This window comes from Streptomyces sp. NPDC059649, assembly GCF_042734445.1.
Taxonomy (GTDB): domain Bacteria; phylum Actinomycetota; class Actinomycetes; order Streptomycetales; family Streptomycetaceae; genus Streptomyces.
In genome coordinates, this window is the sequence record NZ_JBHWDV010000003.1 from 453,545 (window position 1) to 474,777 (window position 21,233).

A 21,233-nucleotide genomic window follows, 5' to 3' on the forward strand; every position below is an offset into this window, starting at 1 on the left:
ACGGATCGGTGTCAGCTCGTGGTCTTGCGGCGGAACTTGGTGACGGCCAGAGGGGCGGTGAGCGCGGTCAGGCCCACCGACCACACCACCGTCCAGAGCACCGGGCCGGCCACCGGCCCCTCGCCCAGGGCGAGTCCGCGGGCCGCGTCGGCCATGTGGGTCAGGGGGTTGACGCGGGTGAAGGCGGCCAGCCAGTCCGGCATCGTCGTGGGCGAGACGAAGATCGAGGAGGCGAACTGCAGCGGGGTCAGCACGACGACGGAGAGCCCCTGGATGGCCTGCGCGGTGCGCAGGGTCAGGCCGAGGAGCATGAATATCCAGATCAGCGACGTGCCGAAGAGGGTGGTCAGGCCGATGGCCGCGGCTATACCGGGCCAGCGGCCGGAGAAGTCGAAGCCGAGCAGGGCGGCGACGACCAGCAGGACCGTGATGGCGACCAGCATCCGGCCCGTCTCCACCACGACCTTGGCGAGGAGTATCGAGGAGCGGGCGATCGGCATCGTGCGGAAGCGGTCCATCACGCCCGTACGGAAGTCGTCGTTGACGCCGGTGCCGACGGCCATGGCGATGGTCATGCCGAGGATGACCATCAGGCCCGGCACCAGGAAGGCGGTGTACTGGGCGCGACTGCCGCCGCGGCCGATCACCCCGCCGAAGACGTAGACGAACAGCAGCGTCAGCACGATCGGCATCAGCAGCGCGTCGGTCATCGACTCCGGGTTCTGCCGGATCTGGAGGAGGTTGCGGCGGACCAGCGCGCCGGTGTGCCGGGCGGTCGCACGCAGTCCGATCCGGCCCTCGTCGAGGAGGGCAGCGGGCGCCTCGGGGGCGGGCGCGGCCTGAAGGGTCGTCACGGCTGTTCCTCCGGTCAGGCCCGGCCGCGGCGCTCGTCCAGCCACTTCTGCCAGTACGAGCGGCGGTCGCTGCTGGGGTGCGCGACGACGATGTCGCCGAAGACGGCGGAGCCGTTCACGCGGATGCGCGGGGTGACGGACTCGGGGCCGGAGTGCGCCCGGGTCAGATCGCGGAGGTCGCCGAAGACCTTGCTGCAGTTCATCTCCACCCGGACGCCCTCGGGGAGCAGCAGATGCACATCGCCGACGAGCGCCTTGGCCTGGATGGTGAGCTCACCGGTCGGCGGTGCGGGGGAGGAGCACAGGTCGAGGGTGAGGTCACCGAGGACCGCGGTGGCCTCGATGCCGTGGTCCAGCGCGGGGCTGTGGTGGACCAGGTCGCCGAAGAGGGCGCGGAAGGAGCGCTGGCCGGAGCCGGCGGTGGCGGGGGCCGTGACATGGGGGAGGTCCTCGCCGACGGACGCCAACTCCTCGCGGGTCCGGGCGAGATACGCCGCCTCGGAGCGCTCGGCGAGCTCTTCGAGGGTTAACCGGCCCTCCGCGGTGGCCTCCCTGAGCCGCTCGACCATGGCCTCCCGCTCGGCGTCCGACGCCAGCACCGAACGCGCGGAGGCGGAGGGGGCGGGGGAGGCGGAGGCGGGCGCCGCATCCTTGGTCAGGTCGGGGCGATGGGGCTGGGTCATCGGTGGTGCCTCCGCGGGGTCCGGCGGTGGTGGGGCGTGTGCGTGCTCATCGCACCACGTCGCGCCGGGCGCGGGCATCGGCGCGGGGTACTACATCGAAAGGTTGACCCGCGGCCCCGGCCACACAGTTCGGTGTACGCAGCGTCCGCGGCGTACGGGGCTGCCGCGGGAACGGGGCCGGTGCGGGCTGCCGGGGCGAGGGGCCCGGGCGGGCACGGCTTCCCGGGGCGAGGGGGCCGGGGCGGGCCGGGCTTCCCGGTCCTCGACGGTCCGGTGGACTTCGCCGGGCTTTGGTGGACTCGACGGCCGGTTTTCCGCTCCGGTAGTCACGCGGGAAATGATCTCGGTGACGCCCGGTGAAGACCGGTGAAGGAATCCGAATATCGGTCGACTTCTTCTTGACTACTTGGTAAAGTGCCCAGCACTCATTGTGACTCGGCGATTTGATCCGACCGGCCGGAGTCATCCACTGTTCGAAATCCGGAGGGCTTGTCGAATGCCTGAGCTGGCGGACACCGGGCGGCGAATCAAAGAGCTTCGGGTCAGCGCGGGAATGACACAGCACGACCTTGCCGGGTCCGATATGTCATCCAGCTACATCTCGCTGGTCGAGCGCGGGAAGCGCATTCCCAGTGGTCGGGCGCTCAAGATCCTCGCGGCCCGCCTCGGCGTCGGCGTGGACGAAATCTCCAGCAGCCCCCAGCCGGCCGAAAGCCCGGGCCTCGCCCGCCGGCTCGACCTGGTCGGACGATTGGTCGCGGCCCGCCGGCAATGGGAGGGCGGCGACGCCGAGGGAGCGCTCTCAGAATTCCGCGCACTGGCCTCGATGGAGCCGGCCGGCCGGCAGGACGACGTATTTACCGAGGCGCAGCTCGCCATTGCCGAAATACTGGGCTCGCTCGGCCGCGCCGACGAGGGCGCCGACGTCCTGTTGCGGATGCTGGACGCGCTCGCCCCCGCGCCGTACGCCGAGGCCCGGCTGCGCGCCCTGATCGCCCTCGCCGACCTGCTGGAATCGGCCGGCCGGGTGCAGGACGGACTGCGCTACGCCCTCACCGGCTACCTCGAATGCACCGACCGCCGGACCGGCCAGGGCCCCGGCGGCGGCCCGGCCACCGGCCCCGGCACCGGTTTCCACCTGCTGCTCGTCCTCGACGTGCTCACCCGCTGCGCCTACTGGAGCGGCTGCCCGGACTGGGCCCCCGAGCCCGAGCGCCCCCGCCCGCCGGCCGACGGTGTCCTCCCCGGGCCGCGCGCCACCATCGACCTGCACCGGGCGCTCGCGCTGCGCGACCAGGGCGAGTGGGAGCGGGCCACCGAGCTGCTGGGTGAGTGCGCGCGCCGGGTCACCCCGGCCGCCGGGTTCCCCCTGTGGGAGAAGGTCAACGGCCAGTACGCGCTGCTGTTGCTGCACCGCGGTGAGCGGGCGGCGGCGCGCAGCATCGTCGAACGCGGGCTGGTGGTCGCCTCGGTGGCGCAGGAGCCGGAATTCCCGCTCTGGCTCACCACGGCGGACGCGGTCTGCGCGGAGGCGTCCGGCGACCGGGACCGACTGACAGCCCTGGGCGAGGAGTTGGCGGCGCTGCCCGAGACGGGCCGCAGTCATGAGAAGGCCGCCGCGCTCCTGGAGATCGCGGCGGCGTGCGAGCGGGTGGGGGACCGGGAGCGGGCGGCCCGGCACTACCGGCAGGCCGCCGACCTGTTCCGGCGGGCCCAGGCTTACCGGCACGCCGAGCGGGCCCGGGACCGGCTCGTACAGCTCGCCGAAAGCCCGGCCCGACAGCCGCAGGAACAACTCTGAAGCGGTCCCGCAGGCGGCCCTGAAGCGGTCCGGAAGGCAGCCCTGACAAGCCCTGAATGCGCCCCACCGCGGCTCGGCAGCGGCTCCGCATACGGCTCCGGAGCGGCTCGGAGTCGGCCCCGCATACGGCTCCGGCGCAGCTCTGACGTGCGCGTAAGCGGCCTGACCGAGGCGCCCGGCGGCCGCGAAGGCGAGCCTGCGGAAGCCGTCCGGAGAACGGGTCGTTGAGCCCGTCGCAGCCGCCGCCCGGCGACCGCGAGAATGAGCCTGTCGAAGGCACCCGGCGACCGCGGAAGTGAGCCTGTCGAAGGCGCCCAGCACCCGCGAAAGTGAGCCTGTCGAAGGCGCCCCGCGAACTGGTCGTCGAGCCGTCGCAGCCGTCCCGCGGCCGCGAAAGCAAACCGGCGAAAGCAAATCCGGCAATCGCCTCCTGTGCGGCCGGCGGTGGATAGCTCCGCGGTGGAAAGCCCGGCGGACGGCCGTACCGGCGCCAAAGCGGGCGTCGGCACCCGGATGGTTGAGCGCAAAAGCAAGGCCGCGGTCCGCATATACATGGCCGGTGAACGGGATTTGCGGTGCGACCGGTCGCAAAAGTGGGCCGGCGACCGCCGGGACGGAAAGACGCCGCGGCGGCGCAAAGGGCCGTGGGGCGTTATGCCCTTATGTCGTTATTGCACGTAATTGACGCACTCATTTATTAGCTTTCTTTCCCAATCCGAGGAGCGCGAAGAGGGCCTCCGCGCCGCCCACGATCGCCAGGATGAGCCCCGCCTTGTGCAGGGAGACGATCGGCGTCTCGACTTCCTTGGTGGTCAGCCACAGGACCAGCCCGATGACCGCCAGAACAATGCCTACCGCAATACCCTTCATCGGTTCCCTTGTCTCCTTGTCCGGTGATGGTTCCGCTGATGGCGCCCCGGCCGGCCGGCGCGGGGCGGTGGTAGTCACCAGCGTCCCGTCGCGGCAGGGCCTCCGGATCGTCCGCAGGTAGGCACTTTCCGCCCCGCGGTCTGTCACTTTCTATGTACGCCGGGCCCTACCAGGGGGCCGTCGGGGCGCACGCCCCCGGAGCCCGCCCGCCGTGACGCGTCCCCTCCCCGCCTCCCGATCCGCCCCCTCGAACCGTCCCCGTAGTCAATTTTCCTGACTCCTTGAGTCATCGCTCTGAGAGCGTTTCCGCTGGTGCAGGGCCTGATGGCAGGCATTGTCGGAGAGCCTTGACTGACCGACTCTTCCGCAACCTGTTGACAAGCCGATGACTCAGCTGTCATGTTTCTGGTCATGAGGACGCCCCGAGCGTGACAACGGGGCAGAAAATCAGGAGGCGTTTCATGGAGTTACGCACGGATCGGCGGCGCGTCGTCGTCACCGGCTGCGGCGTGGTGTCCCCCGTGGGAAACACCACCGAAGACTTCTGGACCGCCCTTCTCGCCGGCCGCAGCGGCGTCACCGCGCTCACCCGCTTCGACACCTCCGGGCTCCCGGTCCGTATCGGCGGCGACCTCACCGGTTTCGACCCGGCCGGCTCCGGCTTCCTCACCCCGCAGGAGGTCCGGCGCACCGACCTCTTCACGCAGTACGCGGTGGTCGCCGCCGGCCAGGCTATGCGGGCCGCCGGCCTCGAACCCAGGACCGACGTCGACCCGTACCGCTTCGCCGCGGTGATCGGCTCCGGCTACGGCGCCGCCCACGCCATCCAGCAGCAGTACGACGTGCTCAAGAACCAGGGCGCGCGGCGGGTCTCCCCGTACCACTCGGTGCTCACCGCCATCGACCACCCGGCCGGTCTGCTGTCCATCAAGTACGGGATCAGCGGCCCGAGTTGCGCGGTCTCCGCGGCCTGCGCGACCGGCGCGGTGGCCATCGGTGAGGCCGCCGAACTGATCCGCCACGGCCGGGCCGACGTGGTCCTGGCCGGCGGCACGGACGACTCCCTCACCGCCGCCGACCTGGCCGGCACCGCCAACGCCCGGGCGCTCTCCCGCCGCAACGACGATCCCGAAGGCGCCAGCCGGCCCTTCGACCGGGACCGCGACGGCTTCGTGATGGCCGTCGGCGCCACCGTCCTGACCCTGGAGGAGGCCGGACACGCGGAACGCCGCGGTGCGACGGTCCTCGCCGAGGTCGCCGGTTACGCCGCCACCACCGACGCGCACCACGCCACCGCCCCCGACCCGACCGGGGCCGGTGCGGTCCGCGCCATGCGCGGGGCGCTCGCCGACGCGGGCCTGACCCCCGACGACGTAGGACAGGTCAGCGCCCACGGCACCGGCACCGTCCTCAACGACCGCATCGAGGCGGCCGCGCTGCGCGAGGTGCTCGGCCCCGACCAGCTGCGCCGCACGCCGATCACCGCGGTCAAGAGCATGACCGGGCACATGCTCGGCGCGTCCGGGGCCGCCGAGGCCGCCGCCGCGGCGCTCTCGCTGCGGGACCGCACCATCCCGCCGATCCGCAACTGCGACCACCCCGAGGACGACGACCTCGACCTGGTTCTCAAGGGCGCCCGCGACTGGGACGGCGACGTGGTGCTGAGCAATTCGTTCGGCTTCGGCGGACACAACGCCGTCCTCGTCCTGAAGCGCTACCGCGCATGACCCGGTACGCGCCCCCGGCGCCGCCCCCGCGACGGCCACACCCGCTGACCCACGAGACCACTGAAGGAGGAGACGCACCATGCAGGGACGACTGGTGACCTTGGAATGGCCCGGCGACGACGACTGGGCCGCGATCGCCTCCTGGCTGCGCCCCGGCTCGCCGGCGGCCGTGCTCAGCGGTGACTGGGAGCTGCTGGGCGCCGCCGAGGTCGAGCAGGCCAACCGCTCCGGACGGGTCCACCACCTGGTGATCCGCACCAAGGACGGCACCCGCATCGGCACCGTCAGCTACCAGCGCTCCGGCCGGATCGGCGGCTTCACCGTCGGCGGCGCGATCGGCTCGCCCGAACTGTGGCGCCGCGGCTACGGCGCGGAGGCCGTCGTCCTGCTCGTCGACTACCTCTTCCACCAGCTCGACGCCCACCGCGTGCAGGTCACCACCGCCGGCTACAACAAGGGCATCATCCGGCTGATGACCAAGACCCCGTTCGTGGTCGAGGGCATCCTGCGGGACCACTGTTACCTCGACGGCGAGTACCACGACGCCATCGTGTGGGGCCTGCTGCGCGACGAGCACTACGCCTCGCTCAAGCCCAGCGAGGACAACCGCGTACTGGCCGTCGGGCTGGCCGACTTCGTGTCCGAGGACGACAAGGTGCAGGCCCGCGCGGTGCTCACCGAGCACCTCGCCACGGCCGACCGCACCGCCCTCACGCCCTACCTGGAGCAGGACGCCGGGACCGCCGGCACGATCCTGCCGGCCGAGCGGGGTGCCGCATGAGAGACGGCGCCGAGAGCTTCGCCCTGGCCGACCGCACCTTCTTCGACTGGCCCGGCAACTGGGACCTGGAGGCCACCCGCTTCCCCGCCCCGCCGCTGCCCGACGGCTGGACCCGCGACGACAACGAGGCCTGGACCTTCTGCCGCCCGCCCGAGGACCGGCTCCCCGACCAGGGCTGGAAGATCCACGTCAGCGCGACCGGCGACGACGCCCCGCGCACCATCGCCGACGTCGCCGGCTACTGCGCCCGGCACGGCATCGCCTTCAAGTACCTCAAGAGCGCCAACGTGCTGCGCGCCCTGAGCCGCAAGTACGCCCAGCGCTCCTCCGCCGGCAAGCTGCTGACCGTCTACCCCGCGGACGACGCCGAACTGGCCCGCACCCTCGAAGGGCTGGACGCGCTGGTCGGCGGCCGCCCCGGCCCGTACGTCCTCACCGACCTGCGCTTCCGCGAGGGCCCGCTGTACGTCCGCTACGGCGGATTCCGCACCCACTACGTGGAGGACGCCGACGGCGAGCTGGTCACGGCCTTCCGGCGCCCCGACGGGACGCTCGAACCGGACCGCCGCACCCCGGTCTTCCACACCCCCGACTGGGTCACCGTCCCGGACGTCCTCAAGGACTCGCTGGCCGCCCGGCAGGCCGTGGACGACTTCCCGTACCGGATCACCGGTGCCCTGCACTTCTCGCACGGCGGCGGCGTCTACCGCGCCGAACCGGCCACCGAAGCGGCCCTCGGCGCCGGACAGCGCAGCGTCGTCCTCAAGGAGGGCCGGCCGTACTCCGGCACCGACGGCGTCGGCCGGGACGCGGTCGCCCGGCTCGCCCACGAGCACCGGATCCTGACCCAGCTGGCCGGACTGCCCGGCATCCCCCGCACCTTCGGCACCTTCCAGGCCGGCGAGCACCTCTTCCTCGTCCTGGAGGGCATCGAGGGACAGGACTTCCAGTCCTGGCTCGCCGGGATCTACCCGCTGACCGTGCCCGAACCCGACGAGGCGGCGGTGGCCGCCCACCGGGACCGCGCGCTGGCCCTGTTCGGCCGGATCGAGAAGCTGATCGCCTCGGTCCACGACCGCGGGGTGCGCATCGGCGACCTGCACCCGGGCAACTTCATCATCCAGCCCGGCGACGTCCCCGTCCTCCTGGACTTCGAGGTGGCCGACGCGATCGACCTGGCCACCCCCAGCAGCCTCGGCGCCCCCGGCTTCCACCGGGCCGACGCCACCGGCGCGGACGGCGACCACTACGCCCTCGCCGCGATCGCCCTGTGGATGTTCCTGCCGCTCGCCGCGCTCGGCGGACTGGCCCCCGACAAGGCGTCGGCGCTGCTCGACACCGCGACCCGCCGGTTCGGCCTCCCCGGCCACCTGGTGTCCCGGCTGGCCCCCCAGCTCGCCCCGAACGACAACACCACGTCGCCGCTGCGCAGCGTCCCCGAGGCCTTCCCACCCTCCGACATCCTGGCCTCGATCGGCCGCGGTCTGCGCGACAGCGCCACCCCGCACCGCACCGACCGGCTCCACCCCGGCGACTTCGCGCAGTTCGCCGAGGGCGGCGCGGGCTTCGGACACGGCGCCGCCGGCGTCCTGTGGGCCCGCCACACCGCCCTCGGGGAACGCGACGAGGAGGGCGCGGCCTGGCTGCGCGCCGCCGTCGACCGGGTCCCCGCCGAACGCATCGGCTTCTACGACGGTCTGCACGGAATCGCCTACGTCCTACGGGAGTTGGGCGACGACGAGGGAGCCCTGCGGGCCCTCGACCGGGCCGCCGACCGGCTCTCCGTACGGCACTGCCCCAGCCTCTACCGCGGCCTGTCCGGCGTCGGCCTGAACCTCCTGCACTTCGCCGACGCGCTGGACGACGACGCCCTGCGGCAGCAGGCCCTCGGCCTCGCCGACCGCGTCACCGCGCGGCTCGCCACGGCCCGCACCGAACCCGTCGAGCACAAACGGCGGCGCGGTTCCACCCACGCCGCCGGCCTGATGTACGGCTGGTCGGGCCCCGCGCTCTTCCTGCTCCGCGCCCACCTGGCCACCGGCGATGCCGCCCTGCTCGACGAGGCGGTCCGCGCCGTCCACCGCGACCTCGACCGCCTGAGTCCGGGACCGCAGGACACCCTCCAGGTCGACGAGGGGTTCCGGCTGCTGCCCTACCTCGACAACGGCAGCGCGGGCATCGCCCTCGTGGCGGCCGCAGTCCTCCGCCACCGCGACGACGCCCGCCTCCGCGAGGCACTGCCGGGTCTGCTGCGGGCCTGCTCCTCCGACTTCGTCATCGAGTCGGGACTGTGGGGCGGCCGCGCCGGTCTCATCGGCACCCTCGCCACCCTGCGCACGCAGGTCCCCTGGCCGCCTGAGACCGCCGAGCGGTATCTGCGCCGCCATCTGACCAACCTTCACCAGCACGCCATGACGCTGAACGGCGCAACGGTCTTCCCCTGTGACGGCCGGGCCCGGATCTCCATGGACGTGGCCACCGGCGGGGCCGGCGTACTGCTGGCACTCTCCGCCGCCGAACGGGGCACCCAGTTGCTGCCGTTCCTCCCTGACCCGCGGTCCGCCGCGGCCGGTTCACCGGCCGTCCCGGAGCGCGCCCGTGGTGCCCACGGCGCCACGACCCCCACCGTCCCGACCGGGCCGGCGGGAACCGCGGACAACGGAAGGGAGGTGTCGTAAATGACCATCATGGATCTTCAGGGTCTGGAGGTGCCGGGCGAGCGTGAGGCCCAGGCGCTCGGCTCCACCGTCAGCACCGGCTGCTGACTGACGCCGAAGGGCCGTGCACCGTCTTTGCACGGCCCGTCGGATCCAGGTGTCCCGTAACGGCACCTGACACGTCAGTACCGCTGTCCACCGCTCCTGCTCACCCCCCGGAGGGAGGTTCACATGTCGGTCATGGATCTTCAGGGTCTGGAGGTGCCGGGCGAGCGTGACGCTCAGGCGCTCGGCTCCACCGTCAGCGGCGGCTGCTGACACCGAGTTCGGTGTCGTCCTACGCACTGTACGCATCCGGAACGGACAACGGAAGGGAGGTGTCGTAAATGACCATCATGGATCTTCAGGGCCTGGAGGTGCCGGGCGAGCGTGAGGCCCAGGCGCTCGGCTCCACCGTCAGCACCGGCTGCTGACCCGGTACCCGGTGGTCCCGTGCTCCCGGCGCGGGGCCACCGGGTTCCCTTTTTCCGCGTAGCCGAACTTCCCGGGGGGAGAGCCGAGTTGAACGACCGTACGGGGCCGGCGGCCCGCTCCCTCTGCATCATCGGCTGCGGCCCCCGCGGCACCTCCCTCGTCGAGCGGATCCTCGCCAACGTCCCCGCCCTGTACGGCGACCGGCCCCTGGACCTGCACCTCGTCGACCCGTACCCGCCGGGCGCCGGCCGCACCTGGCGCACCGACCAGCCCGGCCTGCTGTGGATGAACTCCGCCGCCGAGCAGGTCACCCTCTACCCCGACGCGAGCGTCTCCTGCGCCGGCCCGCCGCGGCCCGGCCCCACCACCGCCGACTGGCTGACCGGCCCGCTGCACGACGGCGGCTACGCCGCCCGCCGCGACCAGGGCCGCTATCTGCGCCACTTCTTCGAGACGGTGACGGCCGGGCGACCGTCCTCGGTCCGTCTGTACGTCCACCGGGCGCGCGCCGTCGACCTGCGCCGGACCTCCGCGGGCGGTGCCACCCCGGCCACCCGCCAACAGGTGGTCCTCGACTCCGCCGAACCCCCGTTCCTCGCTGACCAGGTGGTCCTGGCACAGGGCCATCCGGACGTGCGTACCGAACCCGCACCGGCCGGCCTGACCCGCATCGGTCCGGGCCCCGCCGACCCCGCCGCCCTGGACGCCGTCCCACCCGGCGCGCCGGTCGTCGTCCGCGGGCTGGGCCTGGTCTTCATCGACTGTCTGGCCCTGCTGACGGAGGGCCGCGGCGGCCGCTTCGACCGCACCCCGGACGGCCGGCTCCGCTACCTGCCCTCCGGCCGCGAGCCCCGCCTGTACGCGGGCTCCCGCCGCGGCGTCCCGCTCCCGCCGAAGCCGGGGTACTCCGCGGCACCGGCCCCGTCGACGCCGGCCGCCGCCCTCCGCTTCGCCACCGCCGACGCCTGCCGCGCCCGGCTGTCCCGGCCCGGCGCCACCTTCGGGCGTGACGTCTGGCCGCTCATCCTGGCCGAGCTGGGCTGGAGCCACTACCGCGCGCTCTTCGCCGAACAGCCCGCCCGCACCCGTATGACGTGGGACGACTTCGACGCCCAGTACGCCGTGCTGCTCACCGACGCCGACCGGCTCGCCAAGCTCGCCCGCGAGGCCGTGCCGGACCCCGCGGACCGTCTCGACCTCGACCGCCTGGCCGCCCCGCTCGCCGGCCGCCGGTTCGCCGACACCGACGACCTCCAGCGCTGGCTGCGCACGCACCTCGCCGAGGTCCACCACCGCCGTACCGGCCCGGCCCGGGCCGTCAGCACCGCCCTGGTGGACGGCCTGCAGCGCACCGGCGCGGTCATCGAGGACCTGTGGCGCTCCGGCGACCTGACGGGTGATCAGCTGGCGGGCGCGCTCAGCCGCTTCTCCCTGGGCACGTACCTCAGCTCCGGCCCGCCGCCGCTGCGCGCCGAGCAACTGCTCGCGCTGGCGGAGGCGGGGGTGGTGGTGTTCGTGGGCCCCGAGATGCGGGTGGAGACGGCGGTGACGGACACCGGACCGGTGTTCCGCGCCACCAGCCCCGCCGTGCCCGGCGCCGCCCACGAGGCCGCCGTCCTCCTCGACGCCCGGTTGTCGGCCCCCACCCCCGACCGCCTCGCCGACCCCCTCCTCCGCGCCCTGCTCGCCCGCGGCGAACTCACCGAGGCCCACGCGGAGGACGGCACCCCGACCGGCGAACTACGCCTGTCCGTCCCGGACCTGCATCCGATCGACGCCCACGGCACGGTCCACCACGACCGCATCATCGCCGGCCCGGCCCAGTTCCCCCGCCCGGGAACGAACGCGGTCTTCTTCCGCCAGAACGACGCGATCGCGCGGCGCGTGTTGGCTGCGCCCTGACTTCCCACGTACCTGGCTTTCCCGCCGCGGCGGTTGCTCGCCGTGGCGCTTTGCGGCGCCCCGTACGCACTCGGCCGTCCCGCCGTCCGGCCGTGCCGCCGTGCCGGTGGGGGTGGACGCGATCCGTTTACTGCGCGCGGGTGGCGCGGGCGGTGGCCGGCCACTGGGTGTCGGGGAAGGCGGCGACGTCGGAGTCGGTGTCCGGCATGAGGCTGGTCAGCATCTGCTGGGCGGTCTTCGCGTGGTCGACGGCGCGGGGCAGCATGACGCTTTCGTAGGCGTCGAGGGCCTCGTCGACGGTGGCGTGGTCGATGACGGCTCGGGCGAGTTCGGCGCCGTCGAGCAGGGCGAGGTTCGCGCCGACGCCGACGGGCGGCATCAGATGGGCGGCGTCGCCGAGCAGGGTGATGCCGGGGACGCGCTGCCACGTGTGGGGAACGGGAAGGACGAACATGGGGCGGTTGAGGAAACCGCCCTCGTTGTCGCGCAGGATGTCCAGCAGACTCTCGTCCCAGCCCTCGTACTGGGCGAGGAGGCGGGCCCGTACGGCTTCGGTGTCGGCGAGGTCGAGACCGGCGTGCCAGTCCTGGGGCCCGCGGAAGGTGACGTAGCCGCGGACGTGTCCGTTGCTGTTGCGCTGTAGCACCAGGCTGCGGCGGCCCGCCTTGGCCGACATGGTGCCGGGACCGACCAGGCGGGCGATGCCGGGGTGCCGGTGGTCGACGTCGTCGAAGTGGATCTCCACCATCGTGACACCGGCGTAGGAGGGTTCGGCGGCGGAGAGCGCGGGGCGTACCCGGGACCAGGCGCCGTCGGCGCCGATGACCAGGTCGAAGTCCTCGACGGAGCCGTCGTGGTGGTGCAGCCGGGCAGTGCCGTCGGGCAGCGGGGTGACGGCCCGTACGCCGTGGCCCCAGCGGACCGTGCCGGGGGCGAGGGAGTCCAACAGGAGGGCGCGCAGCTGGCCGCGGTCGATCTCGGGCTTGCTCACCTCGCCCTCGCCGGCCTGGTCGTGACGTATCAGGGTCGCGTGCCGGTCGTACAGGCGCCACTGCTGGCCTTCGGGCCGGGACAGTGCGAGGAACCGGTCGAACAGTCCGGCTGCGCGCAGCGCGACCTGGCCGGTTTCTTCGTGGATGTCGAGGGTGCCGCCCTGCGAGCGGGAGTGCGGGTCGCCCTCCCGCTCGAAGACCGTGACCGGCACGCCGTGCTGCTGCAGGACGCTCGCGCAGACGAGGCCGCCGGGTCCGGCGCCGATGATCGCGATACGAGGGGTGGTGGACATGAGAGGTCACGCTCCGTTCTACGGATCGAGAGTGCGGGCACGCCCCGGCTTCCGGCAGCGATCCAGATCCGCCGGGGCTCACCTCACTCACGAAAACACAACCAGCTCTAAAAGTAAATCTGCTCCGACTTTCCACTCGATCGTCTTTCCAATCGAGTCCCCTCAAGTGGGGTAGGGTGGGGCCATGGCCGAGACGACGACAGGGCGCCGCGAGCGCAAGAAGGCCCAGACCAGGCAGGCCCTGGCGGATGCCGCGATGCGGCTGTTCACGGAACGCGGCTTCGACAACGTCGGCGTCCGCGAGGTGGCGGAGGCGGCCGACGTCTCGCTGAGCACGCTCTTCAAGCACTTCCCCAGCAAGGAAGCCCTGGTCTTCGACCTCGACGCGGACATCGAGAGCGCCCTGATCGCCGCCGTGCGCGACCGGGCCCCCGGTCAGCCCGTCCTGCACGCCCTACGCGACCACCTGATGCAGACCCGTACGGCGGTGCCGACCGACAACCCCACCTTCCGCCTCGTCGAAGCCACCCCGGCGTTGCAGGATTACGCCCGCCGCATGTGGTCCCGCCACGAAAAGGCACTGGCCGCCGCCCTCGCCGAGGCCACCGGCCTGCCCCCGGACGACCTCACCGTCACGGGCCTGGCCCGCTTCGCCCTGGAAGCCCCCACCCTCGCCCGCACCACCGCCGACCCGCCCCGCGCCATCCACGACCTGTTCGTCCTGCTGGAACGGGGCTGGGCCAGCACGCCTCTGGCGCATGGGGAAGACCGCCGCGGCGAGGACGACGGGTAACGGGTGCCGCTTTGCGGTGCCGCGTACGTTGTTGGCCGTCCCGCCGTTGCGCTTTGCGGTGCCGCGTACGTACTTGGCCGTCCCGCCGTGGGTGTTGCTCGCCGTTGCGTGCTTTGCGGCGCCTCCCACGTACCTGGCTTTCCCGCCGCGGGGCTTGGTCGCCGCTGCTCCCCCACTGCCTGAAGGGCGTGGGAGGTGCCCCCAGCGGCGGGCGGTTGTGTTTCGGGTGCGGTGACAGCCCTCCAGACTTCGTCCTCCGGTCTGTCCCCTCCCGTGAGTGGGTGGGAAGAGGCCGGTGGGGGGCACGTGATCACCTACGCGCGGGCAGTGAACGGAGGGCGATGCGCCTCAACGGGCGGCAGGCCGGTGGCCGCACCAACGCCCGCAGCTCCGGGCGGCGTACGCGGATGAGTGGAGCCGCGAGCGCCGAGCAAGCGGCTCCATCCCCGCCACCCACCGGCTGGTCACTGGCAGACGTACGCGAATTGGCCCGCCGTAGGCTGCTCGCATGATCCGTGCAGTGGCATTCGACGTGGGAGAGACCCTGATCAGGGACGACCGCGGGTGGGGGGCATGGGCTGACTGGCTCGGCGTCAACCGCCACACTCTCTCGGCATTGGTGGGTGCTGTGGTTGCTCAGGGACGGGACAACGCCGACGCCCTGCGACTTGTGCGACCAGGGGTCGACATCGAGTCCGAGCGGGCGGCTATGGAGCAGGCGGGGCGCGGGGAGTTCCTGGACGAGTCGGACCTGTACCCGGATGTCCGGCCAGCTCTTGCCGCGCTGCGGGACGCTGGGATCCGAGTGGTCGTGGCCGGCAACCAGACTCGGCGGACAGCCGAGTTGCTACGGGCCCTCGACCTCCCGGTGGATGCGCTGGCCACGTCCGGGGAGTGGGGTGTGGCCAAGCCTGCGTCTGCGTTCTTCACGCACACCGTTGAGCTGGCCGGCGTGGCGCCGGGTGAGGTGTTGTACGTCGGCGATCACCCGCAGAACGATGTAGTACCTGCGCGGGCCGCCGGCCTTCGGGCTGCGCATCTGCGCCGCGGACCGCTTGGGCATCTGTGGGCGGACAGCGAGGAAGCGCGGGCTGCCGATTGGCGGATCGGGAGCCTGGCTGAGCTGGTGGACGTACTCCGGCCTCGTTGAGGCAACTCGACGGCCCCGCCTGTGATGCGGGGTGCCGTTTACCGTCCCGCACCGTGACGGCGCGGGTACCGTTCGGAATGGCTGCACCGAACGGAGTCCACATGCTCAGCATCGTGTACCGCGGGGTAGGCCCCCGCATCGCTTACGAACGACGCATCGCCAGCCTCACCCAAGCCGACCTCGCACGTACTGCAGACGTCAGCCTGGGAACCATTCGTAAGGTCGAGCGTGGCGAACGAGGGGTGTCCGAGGTCGTACTGGGCGCCATCGCCGACGCGCTCGACATCGAGCCAACTCGTCTGCTGCCAGGCCGGGAGCGTCCGGACGATCGTGTGCACCAGGCGATGCCGGGGCTGGCAGCTGTCCTCGCTGAGTACGAGGAGCCGGAGGACGGCCCGTGCCGCGGCCTCCCCGCATTACGCGACGCTGTCTCCACTGTCGTTGCCCAGAGGCTGAGCGCGCAGTATGTCCGCATCGCCCGGTCCGCACCTGGTCTCCTGGCCGAGCTGTGCCGCGCCCTGAGCACAGCCTCAACCAGCGATCGGCCCGAGATGGCCCGGCTGTTGGTGGACGCATGCCGAGCCGCGGACGCGGTGGCGTTCAAGCTCGGTGCGAAGGACCTTTCGGCGCGCCTTCTCGATCTGATGCGGTGGGCAGGATCGCAGGTCGATGATCCGATCGTGAGTGCCACGGTGGCTTACGTACGGACCGAACTGCACTTCGGTGCCCAGACGCATGCGATGGGTCTGAGGGCTCTTGAAAGGGCTCTCGATCGCGCTCCTCGTACCGATTCCGCAGAGGCGCTGGCGGCCCGTGGCGCACTGCACATGCGGGCCGCGGTGCTCGCTGGCCGAGCCGGTGACGACGCCGCTGCAGACGGCCATCTCGACGATGCGCGGGCACTCGGTGACCGGGTGCCGGAGAACATCTATCAGGGGACAGCATTCGGGCCGGACAGTGTCCGTGTCCACGAGGTGTCGGTTGCTGTGAGTCTCGGTGATACCCATCTCGACCGAGCACTGCAGCTGGCCCGGGAGTGGAAGCCGCCGCGAAACCTGCCGGCCGAGCGTAGGTCGGGTTTCTACATCGAACTCGGTCGCGCTCAGCTCTGGGCTGGCCGGCCGGATGCTGCATTTGAGTCGTTGAAGGTGGCCCGTCGGATCGCACCGCAGCACGCCAGGGAGCACCGGTGGGTGAAGGAGGACGCGGCTACCCTGCGCCGGCTGAAGCGTGCCGACGCCGCATCGCTCAGCAACTTCGCCGAGTGGTGTCACGCGGGGGCTGGTGTCTGAACGGTACCCCGCGCAGGGGTACTTGAGGGGCATCCGCGGGACCACTCTCTCCTTGAGCCCAACGGCATAGGGAGAAACCGTGGCTACAACGACAGCTTCACCTGCTGCAGAGCCCGACGTGAGTATCGTGCGGCTGCATGGTGAGGCGTGCTACTGGTGCGGCAGCGCACATGGCACCCGCACCCCTGCCGGATCGGTCAGCACTCCGGCCCGCGGAGGCGTTCGGGTTTGGTTCATCGCGGCCTGTCCGCACCACCGGCACCGGAGGCCGCAGTGATTGCGGCAACCGGCGTGCTGTACCAGCACGAGATCCAGGCAACGATCGAGCGAGCGCTGCGCCCAGGGCCGCCCCCGCCGTACGACGAGCTGGTGGTGCTGGAGCAGACGCTGCTCCACGCCATCGCCGGCCTCTGGGCGGCGGTGGAGGAGACCGAGCGGCGGGGCCCGGGGGCTACGGGCCGAGGGCCGCGGCGGGCTCGGCTGGAGGCGATCCGCTACCAGACCGCGGTCGGTCTCGGTGACGGGCTGATGTCCGCGCAGATGCAGGTGCGTGCGCTCGCTCGCGAGTGTCAGTGGCTGCTCGACCAGTGCCCGGCGGAGGCCGGCCGATGAGCGCGATGGCTCCGCTGGCGTTCGTCTACGACCGGTGTGCGAGTCGTGGGCTGCGGGCCCGTAGTCAGTTGGAGATGCGGATCACCGGGTGTCACGCCTACGCGGACGGAAGGGGCTGGGCGCTGGCGGGCGGCAAGTGGATCGACCGTGGCGCCGACGCACTGAGCTCGTACCGACCGTGCCTGTCCGCACTGGTGGATGCCATGCGGGCGGAGGCGGGCCGGCGCGAGGTGCTGTGCCTGGTGCACAACTGGGGCCGGCTGGCGACGGACCACACTCACCGCCTGGTGTTCCAGCAGCGCATCATCGAGGCCGGCGGCTGGACGATCACCACGTTCGGTGAGACCGATCACCGCACCCGAGCTGCCCTGATGGTCGGTTGCGCAGGAGGTGGCCGGTGACCGCTTCCACGCGCTGCGGCTGCGGCAGCACGCTCGGGTTGCGGGAGGTGCTCCTTGACTCGGCGTCGGGGCCGCTGAGAACGGTGACGTGCTGCGGCCGATGCGCTCCCGCAGCCGCGCTCCCCGTCCCGGACGGCGTCGCTCGCATCCTTGCCCGGCGCGTGCACGAAGAGGACTGACCCCACCAGGAGGAGGAGAGATCGTGATCGTCACGCACATGACGGACGACGACGGTGAACACGGAGGCGCGCCCTCGGACAAGCCGTGGACACCGCCGCCGACCCCGCCCTCCCCCGACGGCGACCGTCCCAAGGTGGCATGAGCCGATGACCGACCCCCGACAGGGGCACGCCGCGCTCGTCCGGTCTCTGGACGAGCGCGGCCTGTTGACCCCGGAGTGGCGGGCTGTGTGGGAGCGCACCCCGCGCGCGGCATATCTGCCCGAACGGATCTGGCGGCAGGACCCCGATTGGTGCCGCCCGATCACCACCGACGAAGAGTGGGCCGCCCTGGTGGCGTCCGATGAGCCCGTGATCACGCAGGTCGACGACGGGACGGAGGACGGCCCCGGCATTGCCACCGCCTCCAACAGCATGCCGTCCATGGTTGCCCGGATGCTGAGTCTGCTCGACGTGCACGACGGTCAGAAGGTGCTGGAGATCGGTACCGCCACCGGGTACGTCGCCGCCCTGCTGTCGGCCCGGCTGGGCGATCGGTACGTGACGAGTGTGGAGATCGACGCGTCCCTGTCCGCGCAGGCGGAGCGGTTCCTGTCGGCTGCCGGGCACCGGCCGCGGCTGGTCGTCGCCGACGGCGAACACGGCTGGCGGGAGGGAGCGCCGTACGACCGGATCATCGTCACCTGTGCCGTGCGCCAGGTTCCGCACGAACTGGTGGACCAGCTGCGGCCGGGCGGGGTTCTGGTGGCTCCCAGGGTGGGGGACTTCTGGTGCGGGGCTCTGGTGCGCCTGACTCGGGACGACGACGGGACGGCGTCCGGTCCCTTCGCGGGAACGGCCACCTACATGCCGATGCGCTCGCACCGGGGCACCAGCGGCATCACTCCCGACACGTCAGCACCTCGCTCGCGCACCACGGAGGTACCGCCGCAGGAGACGCTCACGCCCGGGTTCGCACTGTACGCCGGCGCCCGCCTGCCGGGTGTCACTCTCGTCGAAGGGCGGGAGGACGCCCGGCTGAGGGTGTGGGTGCAGGACGGACGGGGCTCGGGAGCGATTGCGGATGCTGAGGGCACCGTCACCGAGTTCGGGGGCCCCGGTATGTGGAGGGACGTGGAGTCGGTCTGGCGTGAGTGGGACGACCTGGGGCGTCCGGTTGATGGCGAGATGGGGCTGACGGTCAGCAGGGCGGGCGAACGGGTCTGGGTGAGGGAGCGCACGGAGGCGGTGAACCCAATCGACCACGGGGCGAGGGTCGGGTATGGCGGGCCCCAGCCCCCACCCAACGTTTCCCCACCTGCTCACGGGAGGGGACAGACCGGAGGACGAAGTCTGGAGCCACGGCGCCGCCGTCGCGTGCGGGGGTGTCAGATGTCAGATGCCCTGTTGTTGCGCCAGGATCGCTGCCTGTACCCGGCTGCGGAGGTTCAGTTTCGACAAGATGCGGCTGGTGTGGGTCTTCACCGTGCCCTCGGCGAGGTTGAGGGATTCGGCTATGGCGCTGTTGGGAAGGCCGCGGGCGATGCAGGCGAGGACCTCGCGTTCGCGTTTGGTGAGGGTGTCGAGGGCCTGGGTGGTGCCGTGCGGCAGGGGCGGGCGGGCCGAGGGCGGGCGGTGGGCGAATTCGGTGATCAGCCGGCGGGCGATGGCGGGCGTGAGGAAGCCCTCGCCGTGGGCGACCTCGCGTACGGCGCCGACCAGGACGGTCGGTTCGGCGTTCTTGAGGATGAAGCCGCCGGCGCCGGCGCGCAGGGCGCCGAAGATGTACTCGTCGATGTCGAAGGTGGTCAGGACGAGGACCTCGGCGAGCTGCCGTTCGACGATCCGGCGGGTGGCGGCGACGCCGTTGAGCAGGGGCATCTGGATGTCCATGAGGACCACGTCGGGGCGTAGCTCGGCGGCCATGCGGACCGCCGCCTCACCGTCCCCGGCCTCGCCGACGACGGTGATGCCGGGGTCGGTCTGGAGGACGAGGACGAGCCCGGACCGGACGGCGGCCTGGTCGTCGGCCACCAGGACCCGGATGCGCGAGGGCCGCTCGGACGCTTGCTCCGCCGGCTCGTCCGTCCGCCCGTCCGCCGCCGTGTCCTGCACCAGGTCCTCCTGTAGCGCTCGCGATGCGTGTGATGCCCTTAATGCCCGTGATAACTGGGATGGATGTGAGGGATGTGAGGGATGTGATGGGTATGACGCCGGTAATGCTGTGAACGATTCGTTCATGTGGTCCGCCTTTCGGCCGCTAGGGCTCTCGGCCTCTCGTCATCGCCCCCGTTCCGGTTCGTCAGGTGGTCTGGGTGAGGGGGAGGACCGCACGTACCCGCCAGCGTCCGGGGGCGGTGCGGTCGGGACCCGCGTCGAAGATGCCGCCGACCAGGGCGGCCCGCTCGGACATCCCGGTGAGCCCGGCGCCCGCGCCGTTGGTCAGCGGGGCCACCGGGCGCTGCCGGGTACGGGCGTCGGGGCGGGCCAGCGGGCTGTCGACCGAGATGGTCAGCTGCTCGGCGCCGGCCTCGCAGCGGATCCGGACCCGGCCCGATGAGGCGTGCTTGAGGACGTTGGTCAGCGCCTCCTGCACGATGCGGTACGCGGTCACCTCGATCACCGAGGAGACCTCGGGGAAGGTCTCGGGGAATTCGGTGTGGAGGGTCAGTGCCGCGGCGTCGGCGGCCGGCCGGGCCTGTTCGACCAGTGCGCCCAGGGCGTTGAGCTGCGGCCGGTCCCAGTCGTCGTCGACGCCGCGGTCGGAGCGGAGCAGCACCACCATGCGACGCATTTCGGCCAGCCCCTGCACGCTGTTCTCCCTGATGACGGCCAGCGCCCGGAGGACGGGGTCGTCCTCACCGGAACCCCCGAAACCTTCGGAGCCCCCGGAGCCCCCGGAGCCCCCGGAGCCCCCGGAGCCGGTGGACCCGGCAGGCTCGGCGGACCCGACAGGCCCGGCAGGCCCCGCCTCGCCGTTCTGGGTCCGCTTGGCCTCGGTCAGGGAGAGCACCGCGCTGGAGTGGATGGCGATCGCGCTGAGGTGGTTGGCCACCAGGTCGTGCAGTTCACGGGCCATCCGGGTGCGTTCGGTCTGCAGGACGGTCTTGCGGTCCAGTTCCGCTAGCCGGTTGATCTGGGCGGCGCGCTCGCGCTCGGCGTCGGCGCGCTCCTTGTGGTTGCGTATCAGGATGCCGGTCCATACGGGGGAGATGAGCAGCATCGCGACGATGACGCCGGTGGTCACGCCCTCGGAACGGTCGCTGAGGGCGATCAGCGTGATGGTGGTGGCGACGGTGACCGCGACCGTCCCGAACTGCAGCACCCGGCACAGCCAGGGCGCGCCGTACAGCGCCGCGGCGTAGAGCAGGTCGGTGTAGACCAGGACCGGGCCGAGGCCGCCGCTCGACGTCATTTCCACCAGGACGGTGACGGTGCCGACCAGGACCGCGGCCGTCGGCAGGGTGCTGCGGAAGGCGCTCGCGGTGCACAGCACCACGACCGGCAGGACGGCCTGCCAGACGGGGATGTCGCCCATGACCCGGGAGCCGCCCAGGACGTAGAGAATCAGACAGGCGGCGAAAAAGCCCACGGCCAGTCTGAGGTCACGGAGCGGCAGGGGAGGCCGGCGCGCGTTCGTACCTCTGAAAAGACGTAACCACACACGAGGACAGTACTTCCGGGCGTTGCCCGTTCTCCTGGCCCTGGCGCCCGAATTTGAGGAGGTCTCCCGTACATCGAAGTATGTAGCCGGACATCAGCAAGAGGGATGACTCGAAGGATCCGGAGGATC

Annotated in this window: 19 protein-coding genes and 1 pseudogene; 14 read left to right on the top strand and 6 right to left on the bottom strand. The window is 71.8% G+C overall.

Annotation, left to right across the window (positions count from 1 at the left end; all coding sequences use genetic code 11):
• Positions 1-11 precede the first annotated feature (11 nt).
• Complete coding sequence (locus tag ACFV1J_RS07845; RefSeq protein ID WP_385856370.1) at positions 12-854, bottom strand: ABC transporter permease; 843 nt, start codon at positions 852-854, stop codon at positions 12-14.
• A gap of 14 nt (positions 855-868) precedes the next feature.
• Positions 869-1,537 carry a DUF1707 domain-containing protein gene (locus ACFV1J_RS07850; RefSeq protein ID WP_385856371.1) on the bottom strand — a complete coding sequence of 223 codons (669 nt, stop codon included), beginning with the start codon at positions 1,535-1,537 and terminating at the stop codon, positions 869-871.
• 496 nt (positions 1,538-2,033) lie between these two features.
• Between ACFV1J_RS07850 and ACFV1J_RS07855 the strand changes: the two genes are divergently transcribed.
• Positions 2,034-3,338, top strand: coding sequence for a helix-turn-helix domain-containing protein (locus ACFV1J_RS07855; RefSeq protein WP_385856372.1), 1,305 nt, complete (start codon positions 2,034-2,036; stop codon positions 3,336-3,338).
• A 690-nt stretch (positions 3,339-4,028) separates the two neighbouring features.
• Here ACFV1J_RS07855 and ACFV1J_RS07860 read toward each other — a convergent pair.
• Positions 4,029-4,208: a DUF5708 family protein gene (locus ACFV1J_RS07860; protein ID WP_261956826.1), complete on the bottom strand. Its 180-nt coding sequence runs from the start codon at positions 4,206-4,208 to the stop codon at positions 4,029-4,031.
• Between the two features lie 461 nt (positions 4,209-4,669).
• Between ACFV1J_RS07860 and ACFV1J_RS07865 the strand changes: the two genes are divergently transcribed.
• The 7 genes from ACFV1J_RS07865 (at position 4,670) to ACFV1J_RS07895 (ending at position 11,749) form a co-directional block, all read left to right on the top strand.
• Entirely contained in the window at positions 4,670-5,935 is a 1,266-nt protein-coding gene (locus ACFV1J_RS07865) for a beta-ketoacyl-[acyl-carrier-protein] synthase family protein (RefSeq protein WP_385856373.1), read from the top strand.
• A 79-nt stretch (positions 5,936-6,014) separates the two neighbouring features.
• On the top strand, positions 6,015-6,716 hold the full coding sequence (locus ACFV1J_RS07870) for a GNAT family N-acetyltransferase (protein WP_385856374.1): 702 nt from the start codon (positions 6,015-6,017) through the stop codon (positions 6,714-6,716).
• Positions 6,713-9,394 carry a class III lanthionine synthetase LanKC gene (gene lanKC / locus ACFV1J_RS07875; RefSeq protein WP_385856375.1) on the top strand — a complete coding sequence of 894 codons (2,682 nt, stop codon included), beginning with the start codon at positions 6,713-6,715 and terminating at the stop codon, positions 9,392-9,394. Before ACFV1J_RS07870 ends, lanKC begins: the two co-directional genes overlap by 4 nt.
• 9 nt (positions 9,395-9,403) lie before the next feature.
• Positions 9,404-9,481, top strand: a complete 78-nt coding sequence (locus ACFV1J_RS07880) for a class III lanthipeptide (protein ID WP_355782455.1) — start codon at positions 9,404-9,406, stop codon at positions 9,479-9,481.
• 132 nt (positions 9,482-9,613) lie between these two features.
• On the top strand, positions 9,614-9,691 hold the full coding sequence (locus tag ACFV1J_RS07885; protein WP_236680023.1) for a hypothetical protein: 78 nt from the start codon (positions 9,614-9,616) through the stop codon (positions 9,689-9,691).
• Between the two features lie 77 nt (positions 9,692-9,768).
• On the top strand, positions 9,769-9,846 hold the full coding sequence (locus ACFV1J_RS07890) for a class III lanthipeptide (protein ID WP_355782455.1): 78 nt from the start codon (positions 9,769-9,771) through the stop codon (positions 9,844-9,846).
• An 88-nt stretch (positions 9,847-9,934) separates the two neighbouring features.
• Entirely contained in the window at positions 9,935-11,749 is a 1,815-nt protein-coding gene (locus tag ACFV1J_RS07895) for an FAD/NAD(P)-binding protein (RefSeq protein WP_385856376.1), read from the top strand.
• A 127-nt stretch (positions 11,750-11,876) separates the two neighbouring features.
• Here the strand turns inward: ACFV1J_RS07895 and ACFV1J_RS07900 are convergent, their stop codons facing one another.
• A complete protein-coding gene (locus ACFV1J_RS07900) occupies positions 11,877-13,034 on the bottom strand; it encodes an FAD-dependent oxidoreductase (protein WP_385856377.1) in 1,158 nt (385 codons plus the stop codon).
• Positions 13,035-13,218: 184 nt separating this feature from the next.
• Between ACFV1J_RS07900 and ACFV1J_RS07905 the strand changes: the two genes are divergently transcribed.
• From ACFV1J_RS07905 to ACFV1J_RS07930, 6 genes and pseudogenes are all read left to right on the top strand, one after another.
• Positions 13,219-13,827: a TetR/AcrR family transcriptional regulator gene (locus tag ACFV1J_RS07905; RefSeq protein WP_385856378.1), complete on the top strand. Its 609-nt coding sequence runs from the start codon at positions 13,219-13,221 to the stop codon at positions 13,825-13,827.
• 508 nt (positions 13,828-14,335) lie between these two features.
• Positions 14,336-14,977 carry an HAD family hydrolase gene (locus tag ACFV1J_RS07910; RefSeq protein ID WP_385856379.1) on the top strand — a complete coding sequence of 214 codons (642 nt, stop codon included), beginning with the start codon at positions 14,336-14,338 and terminating at the stop codon, positions 14,975-14,977.
• Between the two features lie 101 nt (positions 14,978-15,078).
• Positions 15,079-16,269 (top strand): helix-turn-helix domain-containing protein, encoded by a 1,191-nt coding sequence (locus ACFV1J_RS07915; protein ID WP_385856380.1) that lies wholly within the window; start codon positions 15,079-15,081, stop codon positions 16,267-16,269.
• Between the two features lie 273 nt (positions 16,270-16,542).
• Positions 16,543-16,881 (top strand): DUF6415 family natural product biosynthesis protein, encoded by a 339-nt coding sequence (locus tag ACFV1J_RS07920; RefSeq protein ID WP_385856381.1) that lies wholly within the window; start codon positions 16,543-16,545, stop codon positions 16,879-16,881.
• Positions 16,878-17,282 (top strand): hypothetical protein, encoded by a 405-nt coding sequence (locus ACFV1J_RS07925; protein WP_385856382.1) that lies wholly within the window; start codon positions 16,878-16,880, stop codon positions 17,280-17,282. Before ACFV1J_RS07920 ends, ACFV1J_RS07925 begins: the two co-directional genes overlap by 4 nt.
• 614 nt (positions 17,283-17,896) lie before the next feature.
• Positions 17,897-18,262, top strand: a pseudogene (locus ACFV1J_RS07930) (protein-L-isoaspartate O-methyltransferase); the annotation flags it as partial.
• 573 nt (positions 18,263-18,835) lie between these two features.
• On the opposite strand, the gene ACFV1J_RS07935 reads toward ACFV1J_RS07930, so the two are convergent.
• Complete coding sequence (locus ACFV1J_RS07935) at positions 18,836-19,486, bottom strand: response regulator (protein ID WP_385856436.1); 651 nt, start codon at positions 19,484-19,486, stop codon at positions 18,836-18,838.
• Between the two features lie 256 nt (positions 19,487-19,742).
• Positions 19,743-21,032 carry a sensor histidine kinase gene (locus ACFV1J_RS07940; RefSeq protein ID WP_385856383.1) on the bottom strand — a complete coding sequence of 430 codons (1,290 nt, stop codon included), beginning with the start codon at positions 21,030-21,032 and terminating at the stop codon, positions 19,743-19,745.
• Positions 21,033-21,233: the final 201 nt, after the last annotated feature.

Bases quoted from the DNA above. Each gene is read 5' to 3' on its own strand.
- ACFV1J_RS07890 (WP_355782455.1), top strand. From the start codon at position 9,769: ATGGATCTTCAGGGCCTGGAGGTGCCGGGCGAGCGTGAGGCCCAGGCG.
- ACFV1J_RS07905 (WP_385856378.1), top strand. From the start codon at position 13,219: ATGGCCGAGACGACGACAGGGCGCCGCGAGCGCAAGAAGGCCCAGACC.
- ACFV1J_RS07910 (WP_385856379.1), top strand. From the start codon at position 14,336: ATGATCCGTGCAGTGGCATTCGACGTGGGAGAGACCCTGATCAGGGAC.
- ACFV1J_RS07925 (WP_385856382.1), top strand. From the start codon at position 16,878: ATGAGCGCGATGGCTCCGCTGGCGTTCGTCTACGACCGGTGTGCGAGT.
- ACFV1J_RS07900 (WP_385856377.1), bottom strand. From the start codon at position 13,034: ATGTCCACCACCCCTCGTATCGCGATCATCGGCGCCGGACCCGGCGGC.
- ACFV1J_RS07860 (WP_261956826.1), bottom strand. From the start codon at position 4,208: ATGAAGGGTATTGCGGTAGGCATTGTTCTGGCGGTCATCGGGCTGGTC.
- ACFV1J_RS07855 (WP_385856372.1), top strand. From the start codon at position 2,034: ATGCCTGAGCTGGCGGACACCGGGCGGCGAATCAAAGAGCTTCGGGTC.
- ACFV1J_RS07850 (WP_385856371.1), bottom strand. From the start codon at position 1,537: ATGACCCAGCCCCATCGCCCCGACCTGACCAAGGATGCGGCGCCCGCC.
- lanKC (WP_385856375.1), top strand. From the start codon at position 6,713: ATGAGAGACGGCGCCGAGAGCTTCGCCCTGGCCGACCGCACCTTCTTC.
- ACFV1J_RS07865 (WP_385856373.1), top strand. From the start codon at position 4,670: ATGGAGTTACGCACGGATCGGCGGCGCGTCGTCGTCACCGGCTGCGGC.
- ACFV1J_RS07880 (WP_355782455.1), top strand. From the start codon at position 9,404: ATGGATCTTCAGGGTCTGGAGGTGCCGGGCGAGCGTGAGGCCCAGGCG.
- ACFV1J_RS07915 (WP_385856380.1), top strand. From the start codon at position 15,079: ATGCTCAGCATCGTGTACCGCGGGGTAGGCCCCCGCATCGCTTACGAA.
- ACFV1J_RS07870 (WP_385856374.1), top strand. From the start codon at position 6,015: ATGCAGGGACGACTGGTGACCTTGGAATGGCCCGGCGACGACGACTGG.
- ACFV1J_RS07885 (WP_236680023.1), top strand. From the start codon at position 9,614: ATGGATCTTCAGGGTCTGGAGGTGCCGGGCGAGCGTGACGCTCAGGCG.